General features: G+C 31.4%; 15 protein-coding genes and 2 pseudogenes. 13 read left to right on the top strand and 4 right to left on the bottom strand.

The genetic code is table 11. The annotated features are described in order from the left end of the window. Window positions 1-390: 390 nt before the first annotated feature. A complete protein-coding gene (locus ACUN26_RS09475; RefSeq protein WP_001115306.1) occupies window positions 391-555 on the bottom strand; it encodes a hypothetical protein in 165 nt (54 codons plus the stop codon). 194 nt (window positions 556-749) lie between these two features. Between ACUN26_RS09475 and ACUN26_RS09480 the strand changes: the two genes are divergently transcribed. After that, window positions 750-1,124, top strand: coding sequence for a hypothetical protein (locus tag ACUN26_RS09480; protein ID WP_001106151.1), 375 nt, complete (start codon window positions 750-752; stop codon window positions 1,122-1,124). A gap of 510 nt (window positions 1,125-1,634) precedes the next feature. Beyond that, window positions 1,635-4,307, top strand: coding sequence for a M4 family metallopeptidase (locus tag ACUN26_RS09485; RefSeq protein WP_000791127.1), 2,673 nt, complete (start codon window positions 1,635-1,637; stop codon window positions 4,305-4,307). Between the two features lie 431 nt (window positions 4,308-4,738). Here ACUN26_RS09485 and ACUN26_RS09490 read toward each other — a convergent pair whose 3' ends face one another. Then, window positions 4,739-5,965 (bottom strand): AraC family transcriptional regulator, encoded by a 1,227-nt coding sequence (locus ACUN26_RS09490; RefSeq protein WP_000162855.1) that lies wholly within the window; start codon window positions 5,963-5,965, stop codon window positions 4,739-4,741. Between the two features lie 580 nt (window positions 5,966-6,545). Here ACUN26_RS09490 and ACUN26_RS09495 point away from each other — a divergent pair. The 3 genes from ACUN26_RS09495 (at window position 6,546) to ACUN26_RS09505 (ending at window position 11,486) form a co-directional block, all read left to right on the top strand. Further along, window positions 6,546-8,207 (top strand): LPXTG cell wall anchor domain-containing protein, encoded by a 1,662-nt coding sequence (locus ACUN26_RS09495; RefSeq protein ID WP_000722903.1) that lies wholly within the window; start codon window positions 6,546-6,548, stop codon window positions 8,205-8,207. A 92-nt stretch (window positions 8,208-8,299) separates the two neighbouring features. Continuing rightward, window positions 8,300-9,103 (top strand): class C sortase, encoded by an 804-nt coding sequence (locus ACUN26_RS09500; RefSeq protein WP_080001301.1) that lies wholly within the window; start codon window positions 8,300-8,302, stop codon window positions 9,101-9,103. A gap of 148 nt (window positions 9,104-9,251) precedes the next feature. After that, window positions 9,252-11,486: a SpaA isopeptide-forming pilin-related protein gene (locus tag ACUN26_RS09505; RefSeq protein ID WP_001239306.1), complete on the top strand. Its 2,235-nt coding sequence runs from the start codon at window positions 9,252-9,254 to the stop codon at window positions 11,484-11,486. A gap of 59 nt (window positions 11,487-11,545) precedes the next feature. Here the strand turns inward: ACUN26_RS09505 and ACUN26_RS09510 are convergent. Next, window positions 11,546-11,626: pseudogene (locus ACUN26_RS09510) on the bottom strand (IS3 family transposase); the annotation flags it as partial. A 255-nt stretch (window positions 11,627-11,881) separates the two neighbouring features. Between ACUN26_RS09510 and ACUN26_RS09515 the strand changes: the two are divergent. The 7 genes and pseudogenes from ACUN26_RS09515 (at window position 11,882) to ACUN26_RS09545 (ending at window position 20,007) form a co-directional block, all read left to right on the top strand. After that, a pseudogene (locus ACUN26_RS09515) lies at window positions 11,882-12,445 on the top strand (class I SAM-dependent methyltransferase). Window positions 12,446-12,650: 205 nt separating this feature from the next. After that, window positions 12,651-13,130, top strand: a complete 480-nt coding sequence (locus ACUN26_RS09520) for an SRPBCC family protein (RefSeq protein WP_000879006.1) — start codon at window positions 12,651-12,653, stop codon at window positions 13,128-13,130. A 79-nt stretch (window positions 13,131-13,209) separates the two neighbouring features. Continuing rightward, window positions 13,210-16,380, top strand: a complete 3,171-nt coding sequence (locus ACUN26_RS09525; protein WP_000867741.1) for an ATP-binding cassette domain-containing protein — start codon at window positions 13,210-13,212, stop codon at window positions 16,378-16,380. Window positions 16,381-16,782: 402 nt separating this feature from the next. Beyond that, window positions 16,783-17,124, top strand: coding sequence for a PadR family transcriptional regulator (locus ACUN26_RS09530; RefSeq protein ID WP_000376294.1), 342 nt, complete (start codon window positions 16,783-16,785; stop codon window positions 17,122-17,124). Beyond that, on the top strand, window positions 17,121-17,633 hold the full coding sequence (locus ACUN26_RS09535) for a hypothetical protein (RefSeq protein WP_001243387.1): 513 nt from the start codon (window positions 17,121-17,123) through the stop codon (window positions 17,631-17,633). The genes ACUN26_RS09530 and ACUN26_RS09535 overlap by 4 nt, the downstream gene beginning before the upstream one ends. Next, entirely contained in the window at window positions 17,633-19,090 is a 1,458-nt protein-coding gene (locus ACUN26_RS09540) for a serine hydrolase domain-containing protein (RefSeq protein WP_445540877.1), read from the top strand. The genes ACUN26_RS09535 and ACUN26_RS09540 overlap by 1 nt, the downstream gene beginning before the upstream one ends. 107 nt (window positions 19,091-19,197) lie before the next feature. Beyond that, window positions 19,198-20,007 (top strand): MerR family transcriptional regulator, encoded by an 810-nt coding sequence (locus ACUN26_RS09545; RefSeq protein WP_000472658.1) that lies wholly within the window; start codon window positions 19,198-19,200, stop codon window positions 20,005-20,007. A 276-nt stretch (window positions 20,008-20,283) separates the two neighbouring features. Here the strand turns inward: ACUN26_RS09545 and ACUN26_RS09550 are convergent, their stop codons facing one another. Continuing rightward, on the bottom strand, window positions 20,284-21,000 hold the full coding sequence (locus ACUN26_RS09550; RefSeq protein ID WP_000011253.1) for an SDR family oxidoreductase: 717 nt from the start codon (window positions 20,998-21,000) through the stop codon (window positions 20,284-20,286). A 199-nt stretch (window positions 21,001-21,199) separates the two neighbouring features. On the opposite strand from ACUN26_RS09550, the gene ACUN26_RS09555 reads away from it, so the two are divergent. Continuing rightward, the gene (locus ACUN26_RS09555; protein WP_000365533.1) at window positions 21,200-21,538 is read left to right on the top strand and encodes a winged helix-turn-helix transcriptional regulator; all 339 of its coding nucleotides are present in this window, start codon (window positions 21,200-21,202) and stop codon (window positions 21,536-21,538) included. Window positions 21,539-21,594 lie beyond the last annotated feature (56 nt).

Consider the following 21,594-nt stretch of genomic DNA (forward strand, 5'->3'; position numbering starts at 1 on the left):
TTGAATTAGAAACGAGGAAGCAGGTTAGAAATTATAAAACTGTTCCAGAAAGCAGTGGATAGTTTTTTGGAAATTAGATTTTTTTGAAAATAAAAAGGCGGTTGTTTCCGCAACCACCTTTCAGTAAAACAAAGCACTTTTTCAGAAATAAATTATGGATGATTCTAAAAAAAGTTATAGGATATAATCCCATTTTTATAACCGAAGTGACGAGCTTAATTTATAAGAAAGGAATGACTATATTATATGAAAATTTGTGTATAATGGTTACAAAGAAAAGAGCAGCTAGCAAAAGTTATCTGCTCCATTAAAGGCATATGGTTAAGCAATGGTTTGTTTACAGTATTGATTGAATAGTAAGGTTTATCGAGAGAAGAGGAATTATATAAATTAAATTATGATAGTCGATATTCTCCATATTGACCAGAAAAAAACTAAAAATTCTAGTGAAATTCCAAGCGTTCTTTTCTTAGGTTTTTGAATTTCTTTTATTAGATAACCTACAGCACTAATTGCTATAAGTATGAAAAGAATGAGTTCTAATGTTTCTGGCATTATATCTACTCCTAATTATATATTTAATTTATTATATAACAATTAAAAGATTATTTGAAGATTAAAAGTAAGGATTGAAAAGTTTGAATTTGTTTCTTCTTTCGTTATCTTTTTAAATGTCACTTTCATAATAATATTTTATTTTGTAAAATATTATTATTTTATGTAGAATAGATAGGATGGGAGGGAATGAAATGAATTATGGTTTAAAGTTTAAGATTCTTGAATTACAATGTTTTATTCAAAAGACTTATTCTGATATTAAAACAGCATGTGATATTGCTATTTATCAAGAAAACACTTCTAAATATTTAATTTCATTAGGATTTTTGAATAAATCATATATGACTTATATAGAAGCAAAAAGATTTTATCGTGAAAATGACGAGCTTGTAAGTGTAGAATTTGATAATTTCTTTGATGCGTATGATAAATTAGAACACGAATTAAAACAAGTTATTTCAAGAGAAGATAAAAATCCTTCATTGCTACATAGCAAATTTGATCAGTTTCAACAGAAAATTGAAAATATAAATGACCTAATAAAAGTTTTGGAAAATGCTCGTTAATAAATTATTTTTCTTTGTTACATAGAAATTATACATTATAAACATTTTTGGGATAATATGTATTGCGAATCTATTGTAAGAAGGTGACTTTTGTTGATTACAGAAGTCACCTTTTTATAATATGCTTTATATCTGTAATTAATATATTGTGTTACACAATTCACTTTTATATGACTTCATTTATTGATGAAAATTAAAATAGAAAGATCTGAAAATAGAAACCTACTAAGGCTTATTTGCTATGATAACCTTAGAAAACTCAAACTGGATCTTTAAAAAAAGAGAATTTACACGTGAAATTTAATTTATCGAACCTTATATATATCTATAAAAAAGTTCATTAAAAGCAGTGATTTTCTCTAGAATAACTATATTTAAATAATGAATTAACGTCATTAAATTATGCGATTTTGTTTAATTTTATATGCTTTTTATTTTCTTTTTTTGATACGAATGAATAGTATAATTTTAACAGTTTTATATTTTAGGAAATTATAAGAGGTAAATATCATGAAAAATAAAAAAGAAATAGCTATAGTTGCATTAACAACAGGATTGGCTTTAACAGCTGTAGCGCCATACGGAATAGGTCATGCAGAGGAAACAGATCAACTACAAGTTCAAATGCAGGAGGAATCGTTCCGCTCAGGTGAACTTACTCAACCGTCACAAAAGACACCAGAAAATGTAGTAAAGGATGCACTTAAGGAGAAAACAGAACAAGCGCTTTCTCCAAAGCAAGTCAATGGAGAAACAGGAGTAGATTATAAAGTCTTTCAAAAACGTGGTTCGTATGATGGGACTACACTCGTACGTATGCAGCAAACATACGAAGGAAAAGAAGTATATGGCCATCAATTAACTGCACACGTAGATAATAAGGGTGTTATTAAAAGTGTTTCAGGCGATAGCGCGCAAAATTTAAAACAAGAAGATTTGAAAAAGCCTATTAAGCTATCAAAAGAAGAAGCCAAACAATATATTTATACGAAGTACGGGAGCGATATCAAGTTCATTTCTGAACCAGAAGTTAAGGAAGTTATTTTTGTGGATGAAAATAATGGACAAGCTTCAAATGCATATCAAGTTACATTTGCTGCTGCAACACCAAGCTATGTATCTGGAACTTATTTAGTGAATGCCGATAATGGTGAAATGTTGAAAAATATGGTACAAGAATCAGGTTTAAAAGTAAGTGAAGAGCATGCTGAACCTTTAAAGGAAAGTAGAAAAAACAATTTCGTATCACTAACTGGAACAGGGAAAGATGATTTAGGTATAACTCGCACTTTTGGTATTTCTGAACAAAGTAATGGGAAATATGCTCTTGCTGATTACACAAGAGGGCAAGGAATTGAGACATATGATGTAAATTATAGAGATATTACAAATGAAGAAAAATATTATCCTGGTATATTAGTAACTAGCACTTCACCAACATTTACTGATCCAAAGGCGGTAAGTGCTCATTTTTTAGCAACAAAGGTATATGATTTTTATAAAGATAAATACAAGCGTAATAGTTTTGATAATAAGGGAAAAAAAGTAGTATCAGTTGTACATGCATGGGATTCTGGAGGAACAAATAACCCTAAAAATTGGGAGAATGCATTTAGTGCTAATATTAATAAAATTAGTATGCTTATATATGGTGATCCCATGGTGAAAGCGTTCGATATAGTGGGCCATGAATTTACACATGCGGTTACCTCTAGCGAATCTAACCTTGAATTTTTCGGAGAATCTGGTGCAATTAACGAAGCGTTATCTGATATTATGGGAACGGCTATTGAGAAATACATAAATAACGGGGAATTTAACTGGACAACAGGAGAACAAACTGGATCGGTTTTCCGTAATATGAAAAATCCATCTTCAATCAATTATTCAAATGGAGTACCATATCCAGATGATTATAGTAAATATAATGATTTAAATGGAGAGGATAATGGAGGCATTCATTTCAACTCAAGTATTATTAATAAAGTTGCGTATTTAATTGCTCAAGGTGGTACTCATAACGGTGTAACTGTAAATGGTATTGGTGAAGATAAAATGTTTGATATTTTCTACTATGCAAATACTGATGAATTGAACATGACTTCTAATTTCTCAGAATTGAGATTAGCGTGCCTTAAAGTTGCAACAAACAAATATGGAGCGAACTCAATTGAGGTTCAAGCGGTCCAAAAAGCTTTTGATGCAGCAAAAATTAAGGAAACAGTGAAAGAAAACGAAAAAACTGCCGAAAACCAAGTCCCAGAGTTAACTGTACCGTCTACAATTACACTACGTGTAGGTGATACGTTTGACCCGATGAGAAATGTAACAGCTGCTGATAAAGAAGATGGTGATTTAACAAATAGAGTACAGCATAAAGGCGATGTAGATACATCTAAACCAGGTAAATACATTGTGAACTACTTGGTTGTCGATTCCCAAGGGGGGAATGCAACGGATACGCAGACTGTAATTGTAGAGAAAAATGAAGAAATATTAGATATAGAGCCTAAATTAACAGCGCCTATTGGAGTGACTATTAATGTAGGAGATTCATTTGTTCCGATGACAGAAGTATTAGCTATTGATAAAGAAGATGGCGATCTTACTTCTAAAGTAAAAGTTGATGGTAAAGTAGATACATCTAAAGCTGGTACTTACGTATTAACATACACAGTTACAGACTCTAAAGGTCATGAAGTAACTGCGAAACAAACTGTAACGGTTACAGTTAGAGAAGAAGTTAAAAATGACAACCCAATACTAAAAGTACCTGCTACAACTACAATTAATGAGAATGATCAATTTGACCCAATGGTAGGAGTATCAGCTACTAATAAAAAGAATGATGACCTTACTTCTAAAGTAAAAGTTGATGGTAAAGTAGATACATCTAAGGCTGATACTTATGAAATAATATATAGTGTCAGAGATTCCGTAGGTAATGAGGTAAAGGCAATACAAAAAGTACTAGTGAAAGATAAAGACACTAGCAAAGCTAATGGCCTTGCTAATAATAGTAATATCTCAAACAATAGTAATTCAGATAAAAAAGAATATACATATAAAGAGCTTCCAAAAACGGGTGCAAGTACAACTAACAGTGCAGTAATGGGCATGTTGATGGTTATTGCAGGTACAGTACTCACTTTGATTCGTAAATTTAGAAAGACACATAAATAATAGTAGGTATAGGTATCATTCGTTTGAGGAAAAGAATTCATAATCCAGAAAAAACAAAGTGAAAAATATGTGAAACAAAAAAGGGAGTGTGTCTTAGGCGTAAATTATATTATCGGTACCGAAGGGCGAATGTCACTAGCTGATAAATAGTTTGGAATTTTGTACACACAATAATTATTAGATAAGGTTTTTACTTACTAAGATTTTAGTAGTTAGGAGGTACATTTGGCTTCCATAAAACTTTGCACTTGGATGTGATTCTGTCTACAGAAATATATTACGTAAAAAACACGTTACTATTCTCATTAAAAATAGTAACGTGTTTTTGTTGTTTAAAAATAGCCTGAATCGTAAAGTTCATGAATGTTAGAGTAGTTTTAAATAGCCATTCATTAATTACTGAAAACACTTTGTATTAATGGAAGTTTCACCTATATGACAACATGAGATTTCCGGTATTTACCAGGCGTTTCGTTAGTGAATTTTTTAAAAATTTTAGTGAAGTAGCTTTGATCAGTAAAATTGAGTGAAGCACAGATGTCAGATAAGGAATAGGTTGTAAAAGTTAATAATTTCTTTGCTTCTTCGATTCGTTCACGCTGAATATATTCACTTAATGAAATACCAACTTCTTTTTTAAATAATATAGATAAATAATCCGAATTCACGTTTGAAAATGTAGCAAGTTGTTTAACTGATATTGGATTGTAAATGTTTTTGAAAATGTAGTTTTTGCAAATAGCAATAGTCTGTGAATGTTGCTGTGCTTTTTGTGCCTTTACACGGTCTGCAAAAGTACAGAAAACATTTTTTAATAAATGCCAAACAGATTCTTTGTCTTTTAAATTTTCTGTTCTTTGGATATGTAGATCATAAATCTTGTAAGCAATTCCAGATGGAAGCCCTCCTTTTATCGCATATCTAGTAGCGAGTGTAATAGATGAAATACAAATGTTTTTATGACGTCTTAATTGATGGAATGAAGATAATGATGAAAGAGTCTCTTGTTGGAATACATAATAATATTTGAGTACTGTTTCTTTATCCCCGTTTTCTATAGCTCCAAGTAGTTGTTGCTCTAAATACAAATTATGACAGATAGATTCGTTATTTTGCATTGAAATATATACATCTTCGTTTAAGATACTGCTATGACTTACATGAAATGAGTCACTTTTATTTGCAAATGTACTTATATTTGAAATTTTTTTATAAAGAATGTTATGGAACAAAATCGCCATATTTACAAAGAAATATTGATCTTTGAGTGACAATGAAAAGTAATAGTCTCTTGTTTTTTTATAATTCGGCATAAAATGAAAGCTGCTATCCGTTTCGTTTTTAGAAAAGCTTACATCTGTTACAGGTCCAATAATAACAGTGCCGTTCACCATATAATCGCTCTTTATGTGAATTAAAATGAAGTGCCCTAGATGTTGGTGAGTCCTGAAGATGGGAGAATTATATGAATCATTTCTCTGATAAAGCATATGTAACTGTTCTATTTTTGATGTATACAATGAAAGTGAATCATTTTTTGATGTAAAAGCTAAAAGAATATTTTTGTTGCAATCTAAAAAACAAACTGGAACTTCAAAAGATTGGAAAAACATATTGCAAATGTACTCTATCTCAACTAGACTGAGCTTTTTAGTCATATTCTTCCTCCTTACAGTTGTGCGTGATAGTTGAATAAACACATATTCCTTTTTTCATAAGTAGAAACGGAAAAACTTTAGCAATAAAAATTATAAACTTCTAAGAATAATACCATAATTTAACATGAATAGCACATATTATTTGAATATACAGGTAATAGTTTTGGGGAGTAGCATAAAATATGAATCATCACACTTATTTGCTAGTTACTGCTAACATGTATCAAAAAATGTTTAAGATTGGATTCAAATAGAGATAAGAGGGGGAGATTAACGAATTGGCGCCTAAGTAATTAGTAAAAATTAGCGATGAAAGCTACTATGCAACAATAATAATTATTTTTGAAGTAGAGACATAAGTGAAATGTAGGAGAGAAAATTACATATATCATACGGGGAGACGACGTAATAGTAGAAATAAGAACAGTGAATAAGTGATTGTAAACAATGGGGTGTGGGGACAACTATGTTTTATGTTATTCGTTCAAGGCTGATACTTGGCACACTATTGCTCTTTAGATGGTAATAGTAAAAAATAGATTTTTAAAATGATAGAAGTAGTAAAGGGGATAATAGAGAAATGAAAAAAATATTAAGTGTGCTTCTAGTTGTTTTCTTAACGTTTTCAGCGTGGTCTAGTGTATTAGTAAAGGCAGCTTCATCAACCAAAGGTTCTTTAACGATTCATAAGTACGAACAAGAAAAAGATGGAACAACAGGAGTAGAAGGTGATGGTTCCGCAAATCAAGAGGTGCCAACAAATGCGAAACCGTTAAAAGGTGTAACGTTTGAAGTAATAAGGGTTGCGTCGTTTGAACAAATTTCAAATGATGGAAAAATCGTGAAAGAAGATGTGAAACCTGTAACGGGGGCAACTCCGTCTCAAGTAGTAACTGATGATAACGGACAAGCTGTATTAAAAGATCTTCCGCTAGGACGTTATGAAGTGAAAGAGGTGGCAGGCCCTCCACATGTTAATCTAAATCCAAATACGTATACAGTAGATATTCCATTAACGAATAAAGAGGGTAAGGTGTTAAACTATGATGTTCATATGTATCCAAAAAATGAGATTAAACGCGGTGCAGTTGATTTAATAAAAACTGGTGCAAACGATAAAGCATTAGCGGGTGCAGCATTCTCTGTATTTAAAAAAGATGGAACAGAAGTGAAAAAAGAGTTAGTAACGGATGCTAATGGTCATATTCGTGTGCAAGGATTAGAGTATGGAGAATACTATTTCCAAGAAACAAAAGCTCCGAAAGGCTATGTGATAGATCCAACTAAACGCGAGTTTTTTATTAAGAACTCCGGAACAATTAATGAAGATGGAACAATTACTTCTGGTACAGTAGTTAAAGTAGAAGTGAAAAACTATGAAGAACCAACTATTGATAAAAAGATTAACGGGAATTTGGAAGCGCTACCGATAAATCCGTTAACTAATTACAATTATGATATTAAAACATTAATTCCAGAAGACATTAAAGAATACAAAAAATATGTGGTAACAGATACTTTGGACAATCGTTTAGTGATGCAAGGAAAGCCAATCGTGAAGATTGATGGAGCGGAAGTAAATGCAAGCATTGTAGATGTAACTGTAGAAGGTCAAAAGGTAACAGCTACAGTAAAAGACTTTACAAAATTAGATGGTAAAAAAGAATTTCATTTACAAATTAAATCACAAGTAAAAGAAGGAATACCATCTAGTTCGGAAATTTTAAATACAGCAAAAATTGATTTTACAAATAAAAATGATGTAATTGGAGATAAAGAATCTAAACCGGTAGTTGTTGTTCCGACAACTGGAATTATTGAGTTATCAAAAATTGATGGTGATGATAAGAAGGAATTAAAAGGTGCAGAGTTTGTACTTAAAGATAAAAAGGGGAAAATAGTTGTTGTAGCAGGAAAAGAAGTAATAGGTGTATCAGATGAAAATGGTGTTATTAAATGGGCTAACATTCCATACGGAGACTATCAAATTTTTGAAACGAAAGCACCAACATATACAAAAGAAGATGGTACAACAGCTTCTTATCAATTATTAAAAGACCCAATTGATGTAAAGGTTAGCGAAAATAATCAAACGGTTAAATTAACGATAGAAAATAATAAAAGTGGATGGATTCTTCCAGTAACGGGTGGTATAGGAACGACTCTTTTTACTGTACTAGGTCTTATGTTAATGGTAACAGCAGCGTTTGTTTTCTTTAGGAAAAAGTTTGCTAATAAATAAAGTTTTAGGAACATGTAACCATGTGATGTAAAAAGGGGAGAAGCAAAATGCTTTCCTCTTTTCAATATTTTAGTATATACAGAGGTGGAAATATGAAACGAAATCTTGTTTTAGGAGGTATTTTTTTATTTGGATTAGGTATTTTTTTATATCCTACTATTAGTAATTGGTTGGCGACTCGTGCTCATTATTCTGAGATTAGTTCTTATGATAAGAAGATTAAAGCGTTACAAAAGAAAGAAATTGAACGTAGGGAAAAAGAAGCAGCCGACTATAATAAACAAGTCCAAACTTCCAAGCAAACATTTGCAGATCCATTTGCTGAGGAAAATAGTATTCAACAAGCGTATGCCGATGCGTTAAATTTAGGTGATGTAATGGGGTATATTGAAATATCGAAAATTAAAATAAAACTGCCAATCTATCAAGGTACCTCTGAAGAAGTATTGAGTCGGGGGATAGGTCATTTGGATTATTCGTCACTCCCGGTAGGTGGTGAGAATACGCACACTATTTTAACCGGGCATCGTGGTTTACCATCAGCAAAGTTATTTTCAGATTTAGATAAGTTGAGTGAAGGAGATCTTTTTTATATTCACTCTTTAGACAAAATTCTTGCCTATAAAGTAGATCAAATTAAAGTAGTTTTACCACACGAAACGAACGATTTGCAAATTGTGGAAAATAAAGATTATACAACATTAATTACATGTACGCCTTATGGAGTAAATACAAATAGATTGCTTGTTCGAGGTGAGCGTGTAGAGTTCAATCAGAAAGAAAAACAAGAAATAAGTACAGAGGTATTTATGTTTAATAAGTGGATGGTAATAGTTCCAATCCTATTGTTATGTGCGTTTCTAGTCGTAATTTATAAGAAAAAAATAACTAGATAGATTGTATGTATCCCGCAATAATGGGCAGTGGATCCATTAATTTAGGGATAAGCAAGGAAGGTATAGAAGGGATGAAGTAAATCCGTACTGATTAAAGTTCACTTTTTTTAACTGTAGAAAAAATACGGTAAAGGTGGGAACAAGGAAATTGAGGCTACAATTAAAGCTGGTAAGTATTCATTTAATGGTTTTGTTAATGATATGTGTAAGTTTTGTCATATATGTACCAAAAGAAGTTTATGGATCCATGGTAGACTTAAAAGGTTTAGGTGACATATCGCGTTATAATGCGATTATCTTTGGGAACCATAAAGCAGTTGGTGGAGACGTTGAAGGTGCAATCGCAGTTCAAGGTGATATGGATGCATCAGGTTATACGATTGTAGGTGCAGCGGCAGGTACATCTAATATAGTTGGCGAAAAATGGAGTGATGAAGGATATCCGTCTTTGTTATTGTCTGGAAAATTTAAAAAATCAAGAGAGGAATCTTTTATCATTCAAAACGGAATAGTCGTTATGACAAAAGAGAGTGATCCAGATCGTACAATACAATCTTCTTATGATCGTATTGTTTTTAAAGAAAAACAAGAAATTGATGCGAAATTCAATGAGTTTCGTAACATAGTGAACCAAGTCAATCAAGATGCAGGTCAATATAAAACGAATACCCCAATTCCAAACATGAGTTTTGGCATTGGAAAAGAGATAAACAATCCTAATATTTATGTTTCATCAGAATTGACAGGGAAAATAAATTTAGAAATAAGAGATGTATTTTTACCCAATGCTAAGGACAAAGATTTTATTGTTATGTATTCGGATGCAAGAGAGATTACCTTTAATAAGGGGTCTATTTTATATGACACGAACGATATAGGAAGGGCTACGGATATAATTCCTACATCACAACCCTATTCTTCTGATTCACCATTTACTGAGCTATATGGGAAAGTGGTTTGGGTTTTTCCTAATGCGAAAAAAATCACAGCAGAGGGGTATGGTGTTGTTGGAAGTGTATTTGCTCCAAATGCTGTATTAGAAACAAAAGGCGGTTCAATTAATGGACAAGCATTTGTCGGTACAGTGCAACAAACTGGTGGATTCGAATTTCACAATTTCAAATTTAACTGGAAACATTGGAACAAGCCTAGTACAGGGAAAATAAAAATAAAAAAAGTAGATAGTAATAATAATGATAATAAATTAGCAGGAGCAAAGTTTCATATAGAAGATTCAAACGGAAAAGTAGTCGGAGAGTTAATAACAGATGAAAAAGGAGAGGCGATATCTAAAGATTTACCAATAGGAAACTATAGCCTTGTAGAAGTAGAAGCGCCTAAAGGTTATGAATTATTGAAAGATAAAGTAGTTGTAAAAGTAGAAAAAGATAAAGTGATAGAAATGAAAATAGAAAATAAAAAATTGCCAGATCCAATAGGGAAAATAAAGCTTGTGAAAGTAGACACAAATGATAAAAATAAAAAGCTAGCAGGAGCAAAATTTCATATAGAAGATTCAAAGGGAAAAATAGTCGGAGAGCTAATAACAGATGAAAAAGGAGAAGCGATATCTAAAGATTTACCAATAGGAAACTATAGCTTAGTGGAAGTAGAAGCGCCTAAAGGCTATGAATTATTGAAAGATAAAGTAGTTGTAAAAGTAGAAAAAGATAAAGTGATAGAAATGAAAATAGAAAATAAAAAATTGCCAGATCCAATAGGGAAAATAAAGCTTGTGAAAGTAGACACAAATGATAAAAATAAAAAGCTAGCAGGAGCAAAGTTTCATATAGAAGATTCAAAGGGAAAAATAGTCGGAGAGCTAATAACAGATGAAAAAGGAGAAGCGATATCTAAAGATTTACCAATAGGAAACTATAGCTTAGTGGAAGTAGAAGCGCCTAAAGGTTACGAATTATTGAAAGATAAAGTAGCTGTAAAAGTAGAAAAAGATAAAGTGATAGAAATGAAAATAGGAAATAAGAAATTGCCAGATCCGGGTGGGAAAATTGAAATTGAGAAAGTGGATGGCAAGGATATCAATTTAAAACTAAAAGGTGCTGTATTTCAAGTGTTAGATAAAGAAGGGAAAGAAGTTGCTAGATTAACAACAGATGAAAAAGGAAAGGTGATTTCCAGGCAATTAGTACTAGGAAAATATACGATTAAAGAAATAAAAGCACCAAACGGATATATGTTACTTAGAGATCCAATAGAGGTAGAAATTACAGAGGCAGTAAGGACACAAAAAATAACAGTAAAAAATGCGAAGAATAATTGGATGATTCCTAATACTGGTGGCAGTGGTACAACAATTTTTTATGTGGTTGGTATTTTGGTAATGTTTGGTGTGTTATATTTCTGTAAGAAAAAGCATGTGTAAATAGTTATGAAAACAGTACATATAATGAACTGTTTTCATAACGTTAGACAGATTTTGCATTAGACAATTTTAATGGCATGAGTTCGGTATTGTACCGGGCTCATGCTACTGAATTTCCACTTAATTCGTTTGTTGTGATAATAATCACTATATTTTTATGACGTTTAACAATTCATTTTTTCGCTAAAGTACCATATAACGGAATAATAGAAAAGTTACATTCGACTGAATGGTTTTATTTAATAAATCCAATTTGCTTCTTAGTTCATTCAGAAACTACTTTAAACTTTTCTCTCATATTAGAGGAGGGATATATGTTTCTTAATTTGTTGCAGCAGGAAAGGTTATAGTAAACATAGAATATATTGATAAATCAAAATGTTTACGGGGTGAAAATGATGGTAATAAAACAAGATGAAATTAAAGTAGTAGTTGGAGCTGGAGTGTTTAATAATAATCCAGGTTGGATTCAAACGCAAGAAGATGAACTTAATTTACTAGACAATACCACTTGGGAAGAAAGATCTGAATACAATTCTATTTCAGCTATTTTAGCTGAGCATGTATGAGAACATCTTACGTTTGAAGAAGGTGTAAAAGCAGCTGAAATTTGTTATGAATTTTTAAAACCATCTGGTCATATTCGGTGCGGAGTCCCTGATGCATTCTTTCAGGATGAGGCATATCAAAATATAGTTCAAATAGGGGGCCCTGGTCCGAAAGCTCATCCAGCAGCAAGTCATAAAATCGTTCATAATTACAAAACATTAACGAAAATGTTTGAAACGGCTGGATTTGAGGTAGTTTTACTTGAGTATTGTGATGAAAATGGTCAATTTTATTACAACGAATGGGATGCGAATGACGGTGTTATTTTCCGTTCGAAAAGGTATGATTCTAGAAATCGAGGCGATAAACTTGGTTTTCCATCGTTAGTTGTTGACGCAATTAAAAGATAAGTCATTCAAATAAAGTAGGTATGAGTGCATGAGTCGCAAATGCGGCTTTTTTATTTGTGCTGTAATTATAATAAATCAATGAATTTTCAAAATGTCATCTACACATTAAATTAATATTTAGTTGCCATAGAGATTTCTTTTATGCATAAATTCGTGTAAAATAAAATAAGAACATACATTCTGTACGTGAGTGAGGGGAAGAAATATGTTAGCTGAGATAGAGAAACAATCTAATGGGTATATTGTAAAATTTGAACGCCAATTTCCTTATACGATAGAGGAAGTTTGGTCTGTGTTAACTGAAAACAGTAAGCTTAAAAAATGGATGTCTAATTTGCAGATTGAAAACCTTAAAACAGGTGGAATGATAAAGTTCGATATGATGGACGGTTCATTTTTAAATATTGATATTTTAGAGTGTCAACTAAATGCAGTACTTGAATTCAAATGGGATAAAGGTCGTGTCCGATTTGAAATACATAAAGCAGGAAATGGATCCCTATTACTTCTTAAAGAATTCATTCATGAATTAACAGATCATACACCGAAAGATATTGCTGGTTGGCATATTTGTTTAGAACTTTTTTCTTCCGTGTTAGAAGGAAAAGAGAAGGAATTTCCAAAAGATGAGTGGCAACAATGGTTTGGAAAATACAAGGTTAAGATTCATGAACTGAAAGGTTAATTACATAATAGGTAATATTAATTGTGTAATTATTATATTATAAAAATGTTTTTTAAAGAAAATAAGAATAGAGGTTAATATGAAAGTAAATCAATTAATTGCTAATAACATAAATAAATTAGATGCAACTATACCATTTAATAAATCGTTTGGAATTGCTGGTTTATCTGGATCGGGTAAAACAACTTTTTGCCAAACAATTGGTGAAGAGTCAAAAAAACGATTAGTTTCTTTATTACCAAAGGCTGAATATCAATATTTATTTCCTAACATTATGGAAACAAATTTTAGTGCTATTAAGATGGAAGAAATGCCATTAGTACTTTTTCTAGGAAAATCATCGATTTCGTCTAATCCGCGTTCAACGATTGGTACTCATACTGGTGTTTTTACAGCGGTTCGGGAAAAACTTGCTGAAGTATTTAATCTTTCTCCAGAGGTCTTTTCATTTAATAATCAACTAGGCTGGTGTACTGGTTGTAAAGGTCGTGGTACTACAAAAAATGTTGAGTGTAAAAAATGTAAGGGAAAACGTTATAGTGAAGAAATTGAACAATATGAAATTGATTTGTTCGCTAATCCGCATTCAATTTCAAATATTAATGATTTAAGTGTTGAATCTATTCTTTCACTAGCAAAAGAATTAAATATTAGTGAAGAAAAACAGCATATACTGCAAAATATTATTAATATGAACATTGGCTATTTAACATTAAATCGAATTATGGGTACGTTGTCAGGTGGAGAATTAACACGACTTTACTTAGCTGAATTCATGGCAGTAAGTGAAAATGCAGTAATTATTATTGATGAGATTTCTGTGGGGCTTGATCATGTAACATTATTACAAATATTAGAAGAAATCGAAAAGTTAGGGTGCAAAAATCAAATTTGGCTCATTGATCATTCAGATACAGTACTAGATACAACTGATGAGCAATTATTCTTTGGACCTGGTAGTGGAAAATATGGCGGGAAAATTGTGAAAGAATCACCAAGACCAAAGCCAATACTGTCAGAACGAAATAACGAAATGCCAACAGAATATTATACATTTCGTGAATTATATTGTCGAAATATCCAAATGACTAAATTTCAGATTCCTAAAAATAGACTTGTAACTGTTACAGGGGAATCAGGATGTGGAAAATCTACACTTGTTAATGAATGTATCGCTAAAGATTTTCAAAAGCGATATCCAAAAGACAAACTTGTTATGGTAGGACAAGATCGCAATCAGTCAATTACAAGTCGATCAACCGTTGCTACTTTCCTTGATATTAAAAAGAAACTGACAAAGTATAGTGAAGAAATTGATGATATTTTTGAACGTTCAATTGAGGATATTATTGATGATCTTCCAAATGAAGATATCGTATATAAGCGCTTGAGTTTACTAATCAAATTAGGACTCGGCTATTTAACATTAGAAAGAAAAACACAAACATTATCAACAGGTGAGTTTCAATGTGTTCATTTAGTGTCGGAGTTATTTGCCAACACAAGAAACCCACATACTTTATTTATTTTTGATGAGCCTTCAAAAGGTTTATCACAAAATATTTTAAATCAATTTATAGATAGTGTCAGAGGGATTTTACAAGATGAATCAGTCTCAATCATAATGATTGAACATAATAGTTACATGTTAGAAAGCTCTGATTATATAGTTGATTTTGGAAAAAGGCAGAATGAATCTGTAGAGCATTTGGATGTTAGTAGTCATGATGATTATTATCGTCAAAAAAGTAGTGTGAAAAAGGCTGCACAAATACATATTTCTTCAACGCTCAAGCGTAAAGAAGGAATTCACTATGTAAAAGAAAATCATATTAACTATTTTAAAAATGCTGAAAACGTCTATAAGGGGGGGATTTTAAAAAGTTTATCATCAATGGCCCGATTAATTTATGGCGAATATCAATCTGATACAATTGCACCAATAATTGCTATTGATCTTGAAAGACATTTGTATAGTCAATATAGTTTCTTATATGAGATTGGTGGATTAATTAATCAAATTATAGCTGCCCATCCAACCAATAAAGATACGAGAAGTTTTGATTTTTATTCACAGGATAATCACTGTCCGTCTTGTTCAGGTCGCCTTAAGATTGAAGTCTTTAATAAAGACATTACAATACAAGATAAAAATGTTCCATTTTGGGATGGTTTATTCGATCCGGAAATCATGAAAGTATTGAAATTTTATCAATATGAAAAAATAGAATTTTTATTTGAAGAAATTAAAAATGAACTCGGTCATGATTTATCAAAGAGCTATAATGATATGTCAGAAGAAGAAAAACATACATTTTGGTACGGGTATTTTGAAAAATCATTTTATGATAAGAAAGGTAAGACACGTAGAACATGGGTAGGATTTAATACGATCATTGGTGGATATATTGTTATTTCTAAAGCAGCTATTAAAGAACAAATTAAGGAATCTAAAGAAATCATGACATGTCCAATTTGTGAGGGGACGGTTTTAAATCATCATAAACCGCTTAAGTTTGGAAACTCAGACATTCGTGAAATAATTAATCAGCCTATGGATGAAGTGTTGAACACAGTTGGTGATTTACCGGCACTCGTTAAATTGAAGTCTATAATAGGTGGAGATATGAGATTGACAGAAGATGTTTCTTTATTGCCAAGAAAAGCACAAGTCGCACTGAAAATGTTTGAATTAGAACAAGCAAGTTTTTCAAACTATGAAATGGTGTTACAAAATGTTTTACCATTCTGGGACGAAATTAAAGGGAATATAGAATCCATTAGCGACAATAATCAAGTAACTATTTGTGATTTTTCTAATGTTTATGAAACAAGAGAAACCATTATAGATCAGTATTTCACAAATGGAAAATATAAAAAACTAACATATGTATACGAAGCATTTGGTTACAAAAAATTAGTTACACAAATTAATAAAGTTAAAAAAAGCAACCCATGTCCATTTTGTAACGGAAAGAAAGTTATAACTGAAGATAATCTACATGATGGCGTGTTTAAATTAACAATTCCATGTGTAACTTGTAATGCAAGTGGTATTAATGATGAAGGGCTTAAAGAAATTGTTGATGGCATAGATGTGCAAACATGGTTAACTGGAACAGTTAGTGATGTTGTGGATGAAAGTTTATTAACGGAGGCTGTTGCACAAATACCGATTTTTAATCGTATTCGTGAGTTGGATAAACGAGATATGATGGCAGTTTATGAATGTCTGGAGATTAACAAGTAAAATTTTATTAGTTTATGTGTTATTAAAACCACTAATACAATTAATATTAAGCGTATATTCTTAATGGTGAATGTAATAGCACAGTATGATTATTACGAAATAACGAAAGAAGATCCAACTTCTTAATATCAAAATTAAGAAGTTGGATTTTTTAGTATTTTTATGTCCCACATACAATATTTCTCACTACGGAAAGAAGTATAAGTGGAAGGGAGAATGAAAACTAAAAGGGATAAAAGGTTGATATATTATGTAATAATTATATTATAAAAGTGGAAATTAGAGATAAATATAGGTCATGAGTGCTGATGTGTGTAAACCTTTTTGTTTTATTATCTGATTTTTTAAATTTAACAGAAATATATACTTGAATGAAGTATATATTTCTGTTAAATTTATCCTATGGACAGAACAAGTTTAATTAAAGGCCATTTAGAAATGTGTGTATTATCGATTTTATCGAGAAAGAAAAGTTATGGATATGAAATCATGAAAGAGCTTGAAGTACACAATTTAAAGTTGAAAGGAGTAGGAAGTATTTATCCCATTTTAACTAAGTTGAAAAATCAAGAATGGGTTAATACATATCAAGAAGTAACAGCCAGTGGCAAAGTTAGAATTTATTATGAAATTAATGACAGCGGGAAAATAAGACTTGAGAAGAAAATTAATGAGTGGCTAGAATTGCAATCTGATATTCAAACATTATTAAAAAGCGGTTTGAAAGGAGACCTTTTGAAATGAGGAATGAACTAAAAGGTAAAGAACAGCAATTTTTAACTGACGTACTTAAAGAGTTAAAGCAATACGATATAAGCATAGAAGAAAGGGAAAATATTAAACGACAATTATTAGAACATTTTCAAGAATGTCGTGAAGATGGCGAGGATAGTATAAATAATCTAGGAACTCCTCAATTATTTGTTCAAGATTTTTTGGAAATAAATGAAATTGATATACGAGTAAAAATGAAACAATTTCAAAATGAAAATGGAAAATCAAATGCACTACTATTAAGTGGCATATTCATCGCATTTATTACTTACCTCATCTCACAAACTACACTTTCAATATTTTTAACTGAATCATTTCATTCAACTCATAGTAAAAATTCATTTAATTATAATCTTTTATATCGTATAGCAGAGAATCAGTGGTGGAACTATGTATTAATAATGATTAGTTTTACACTCTCTATATTAGTATTTATTAGCCTAGTAAGTTATAAAAAAAGAAAGCTATCCAAAGTATAATGAAGAAAATTATCTATAAAGTATTTCAAATTTGTATTCTTTGTAATGTATTAATATTATGTATCGTACATCCAAAAGTTTATGCTGAGCAAAATATTAAAGTTACTTTAGATAAGTACATTGAAAAATTTATAAAGGAGCAGAACATTCCAGGAGCTTCTGTTGCAATTGTACATCATAAAGATGTATTCTTCGCAAAATCGTGGGGAATTACTGGAGAGTCTGAAAAAAAGGTAACTAGTAAAACACCGTTTGCCATCGGTTCAATAAGTAAATCTTTAACAGCTTTAGCTATAGTAAAGTTAATAGAAGATAAAAAAATAAAACTAGAGGATCCAGTTCAACAACATCTCCCTTGGTTTAAACTAAAAGATACTCAATTAACCTCGAATATAACAATCCAACATCTACTAACTCATACGAGTGGAATAAATACATTTGAAGGTTTAGCATTATCAGATAAGCAATTAAAAAGTTCTACATCATTAAAAGAAAATGTAATGAAACTTTCAAATGTTAAATTAACTGCTCCACCAGGGGAAATATATCAATATAGTAATGCGAATTATATTGTTTTAGGTGCACTTATTGAGGAAGTAACAAATGAAACATATTCTTCATATATGGAAAAGCATGTTTTTCAGCCATTAAAAATGAATGGTGCGGCAACAAATAAAGATAGTGCATATGAAAAAGGATATTTAACAGGCTATCAATCTTGGTTTGGTATACCAAGAAAAAGTGAAGTGTCCTATGATAATGCTGGGGCACCGTATGGTTATATTACGGCGAATTTGGAAGATATGATTCAATATATTATGTTTTTAAATCGCCAAGAGCACACTCAATTTTTAAAGAGAGAAAACATTGACCTTTATCTATCACCACTTTATAAAATAAATCCAGAAAAAAGTTATGGGTTTGGATTAAGAACAACGAATTTAAATGACAACGAAACGATGATTTGGCATTCAGGATCTACCCCCGATGCTCATGCTGAAATGTTTACTTTTAATAATAGCGGCTGGGGTGGTGTGATTTTAACGAATAAAAATCATGTATTAGAAGAGGCGACACTAGTGGTATTGAAAAAGGGAATTATTAGTATTTTGAATGGTGAAGAACCTCATGAAGTTCCTAAAAATATCCCCATCACACAAATTGTTATGTCGTTAGTTATACTTACACTTTCCGTTACATCAATTATGTTAATTAAAAAATATAAACATAAGAAAAACCGTAAAAAATTCAATTTGTTTTTCATAGGGAGTCTATTTCTAATATTATCAATTATTTTAATCCCATCTCTTACTTATAGCACAAATTCACCGTGGCATACGATTGAAGTATTTTCAGCAGATGTAGCTTTACTAACTAGAATTATAATAATCTTATTTGCTGTAAACGGACTAATATCAATCTTAATTGCCTTAAGAAGGCAGAAAGAAGGTAATTAATTAAAGAATTATAGTTCAAGTTGTTATAAACAGTTGACTCTCACACGATGTCATTGTTTAAAATGAAGTTGAGCTTCGAAGCGGATGGGAATTTTTAGGGGGAAACCATGTTTAAAATTGGAGATTTTTCAAAATTATCTTCCATTAGTATACGTATGTTGAGACACTACGATAAAGTGGAGCTATTACAGCCAGTAAAAGTCGATGAGCAAAGTGGTTATCGATATTATTCAGCGGCTCAACTAAAGAAAGTAAATCAAATTCAAACGTTAAAAGGTATGGGGTTTAATATTGCTACCATCAAAGAAATAATAGAATGCGATAATATAGATAGTAAAAAAGAGCAATTTTTAAATCGTAGTGCTCAAATTAAAGAAAACATGAATAACCTCCAAAAACAATTACGTCTCCTCGAAAACTCAATGAAAACGATGAGAGAGGATGTTGTTAAGATGAATTATCATGTTTCAATAAAAGAAATTCCAGAAAGAAATGTAGCTACTGTTAGAAAGGTTATTCCATCGTATAATTGTGAAGGCGATTTATGGAGTATATTAATGCAAGAAATTCATATGAAAAATATTAGTATGGCTCACCCGAGTTATAGTATCGCTGTCTTCCATGATCAAGAATACAAAGAAAATGATGTGGATATAGAAATACAGCTAAATATCTTAGGAAAGCATGAAAATACAAAAGATGTTCATTTTCAAAAAATAGAGCCAATCAAAGTAGCTTCTATAACAGTAAGCGGAAGTTATGAACAAATGACAAACGTAAATGAAGCAGCCGCAAAATGGATTGAGACGGAAGGTTACGAATTAGCAGGCCCGATGTTTAATATTTATCATGTGAGCCCAGCGATGGAACCGGATCCTAATAAGTGGGTTACAGAGGTTTGTTATCCAGTTAAATGATGATAAAGAAAAAAGGCATTATTTATATGCCTTTTTTCTTTATCAACTTATCCATAAATATTAAGACAAATTACTTCTAGATTCGATTCGTCAACTACTAGCACTACTTTATTTGCAAATGTACAAAATGAGCGGATTGTAATGGATTCCTTTAATGAATCCTCTAAAAACCAACCTGTTGGTACTAAAGAAATGCAGCCATCTTATTGGAAATTTCAGCAGTGTTTACATTAGCAACAAAAGCGACCGTAATAAGGGGCTTTTGTCTTAAATAATTTAATGATATGTGTATCCTCCATCAGGAAATAATACACTAGCCGTAGTAAACCCATTTTGCATTAAATACAGGACAGTATGTGCAATTTCATCATTATGCCCAGGTCTCTGTACAAGAGAAAGAGACTTATAATCTTCATAAGCAGCTAGTCTTTTTTCGTTTTGTTCATTCTCTCTTCGTATCGTTCCAGGAGAAACAACATTAACTCTAATCGGAGCTAATTCAACAGCTAGAGCTTTTCCTAAACTTTCAATAGCACCATTACAAGCTCCATAAGCAGGTGCGCCTTTAAGTGGTCTTTGACTAAATGCACCAGACATTAACACGATAGATCCAGAGTTTGAAAGAAAAGGAATGGCATATTTTACGGCATAATATTGAGGCCAAAACTTTCCGATAAAGCTACTTTCAGCAACTTCCTCCGTAGGGGTTATTGGCCCAAGTGTGTAAGAAGCTCCAGGTGTGAATAAATGATTAAATTTCCCGATATCCTTGAAAAAATCTTGTAATTGCTCTTTATTTTGATTATCCAATACAAAAGTTTGAAGGTGATTGTTATTTATTAATTCTTGAGCAGCCTTTAGCTTTTCTTCTGAGCGTCCGGCAATAATAACATGTGCACCTTGTTCAATTGCTTGTGTAGCTGTTGCTAATCCTATACCAGAACTCCCGCCAATAATAACGATTCGTTTATCTTTTAATGTAGTAAAAGACATGATTAAGTCTCTCCCTTAATATAAAATTAAAAATAAATGTGTGTTGTTTTTATTATTCGTTAAAAAATGGTTATTGAAAAGTACGCACTTTACTTGTACTTAGTCGCAACTTTCGTACTAATGAGTCAGTGAACGGAGAAATAACATGAAAAATTATTTATTATGATCTATGATGGGATTGGAGAGGAGAGGTGAGAAGATGGATTTACAAGAACCTAAATTAAAAGGGGTAATAGCGACATTACAAATAATCGGTGGGAAATGGAAGCCATTGATTTTATTTATTTTGCTAACAGATGGAACGAAACGGTTTGGTGAATTAAAGAGATTACTACCCGATATATCTCAAGGAACATTAGCGAAGCAGCTTCGTGAATTAGAGCAAGATCAACTAATAAAACGTGAAATGTATCAAGAAATACCACCTAAAGTGGAATATAGCTTATCTGAACATGGAAAAACGGTAAGCGCTGTGTTGGATAGTATGTGTGGTTGGGGTAGAGGACATTTAGAATTTATCGATAATAATAGACTATAAAATTATTATGTAAACTAATTGTTTTTGTAGAAAGGTACTTTTTTAGTAATTTGTAT

The organism is Bacillus sp. WC2503 (assembly GCF_052682895.1).

Coding starts and splice junctions, on each gene's coding strand:
- ACUN26_RS09475 (WP_001115306.1), bottom strand. CDS start 555: ATGCCAGAAACATTAGAACTCATTCTTTTCATACTTATAGCAATTAGT.
- ACUN26_RS09480 (WP_001106151.1), top strand. CDS start 750: ATGAATTATGGTTTAAAGTTTAAGATTCTTGAATTACAATGTTTTATT.
- ACUN26_RS09485 (WP_000791127.1), top strand. CDS start 1,635: ATGAAAAATAAAAAAGAAATAGCTATAGTTGCATTAACAACAGGATTG.
- ACUN26_RS09490 (WP_000162855.1), bottom strand. CDS start 5,965: ATGACTAAAAAGCTCAGTCTAGTTGAGATAGAGTACATTTGCAATATG.
- ACUN26_RS09495 (WP_000722903.1), top strand. CDS start 6,546: ATGAAAAAAATATTAAGTGTGCTTCTAGTTGTTTTCTTAACGTTTTCA.
- ACUN26_RS09500 (WP_080001301.1), top strand. CDS start 8,300: ATGAAACGAAATCTTGTTTTAGGAGGTATTTTTTTATTTGGATTAGGT.
- ACUN26_RS09520 (WP_000879006.1), top strand. CDS start 12,651: ATGTTAGCTGAGATAGAGAAACAATCTAATGGGTATATTGTAAAATTT.
- ACUN26_RS09525 (WP_000867741.1), top strand. CDS start 13,210: ATGAAAGTAAATCAATTAATTGCTAATAACATAAATAAATTAGATGCA.
- ACUN26_RS09530 (WP_000376294.1), top strand. CDS start 16,783: ATGGACAGAACAAGTTTAATTAAAGGCCATTTAGAAATGTGTGTATTA.
- ACUN26_RS09535 (WP_001243387.1), top strand. CDS start 17,121: ATGAGGAATGAACTAAAAGGTAAAGAACAGCAATTTTTAACTGACGTA.
- ACUN26_RS09540 (WP_445540877.1), top strand. CDS start 17,633: ATGAAGAAAATTATCTATAAAGTATTTCAAATTTGTATTCTTTGTAAT.
- ACUN26_RS09545 (WP_000472658.1), top strand. CDS start 19,198: ATGTTTAAAATTGGAGATTTTTCAAAATTATCTTCCATTAGTATACGT.
- ACUN26_RS09550 (WP_000011253.1), bottom strand. CDS start 21,000: ATGTCTTTTACTACATTAAAAGATAAACGAATCGTTATTATTGGCGGG.
- ACUN26_RS09555 (WP_000365533.1), top strand. CDS start 21,200: ATGGATTTACAAGAACCTAAATTAAAAGGGGTAATAGCGACATTACAA.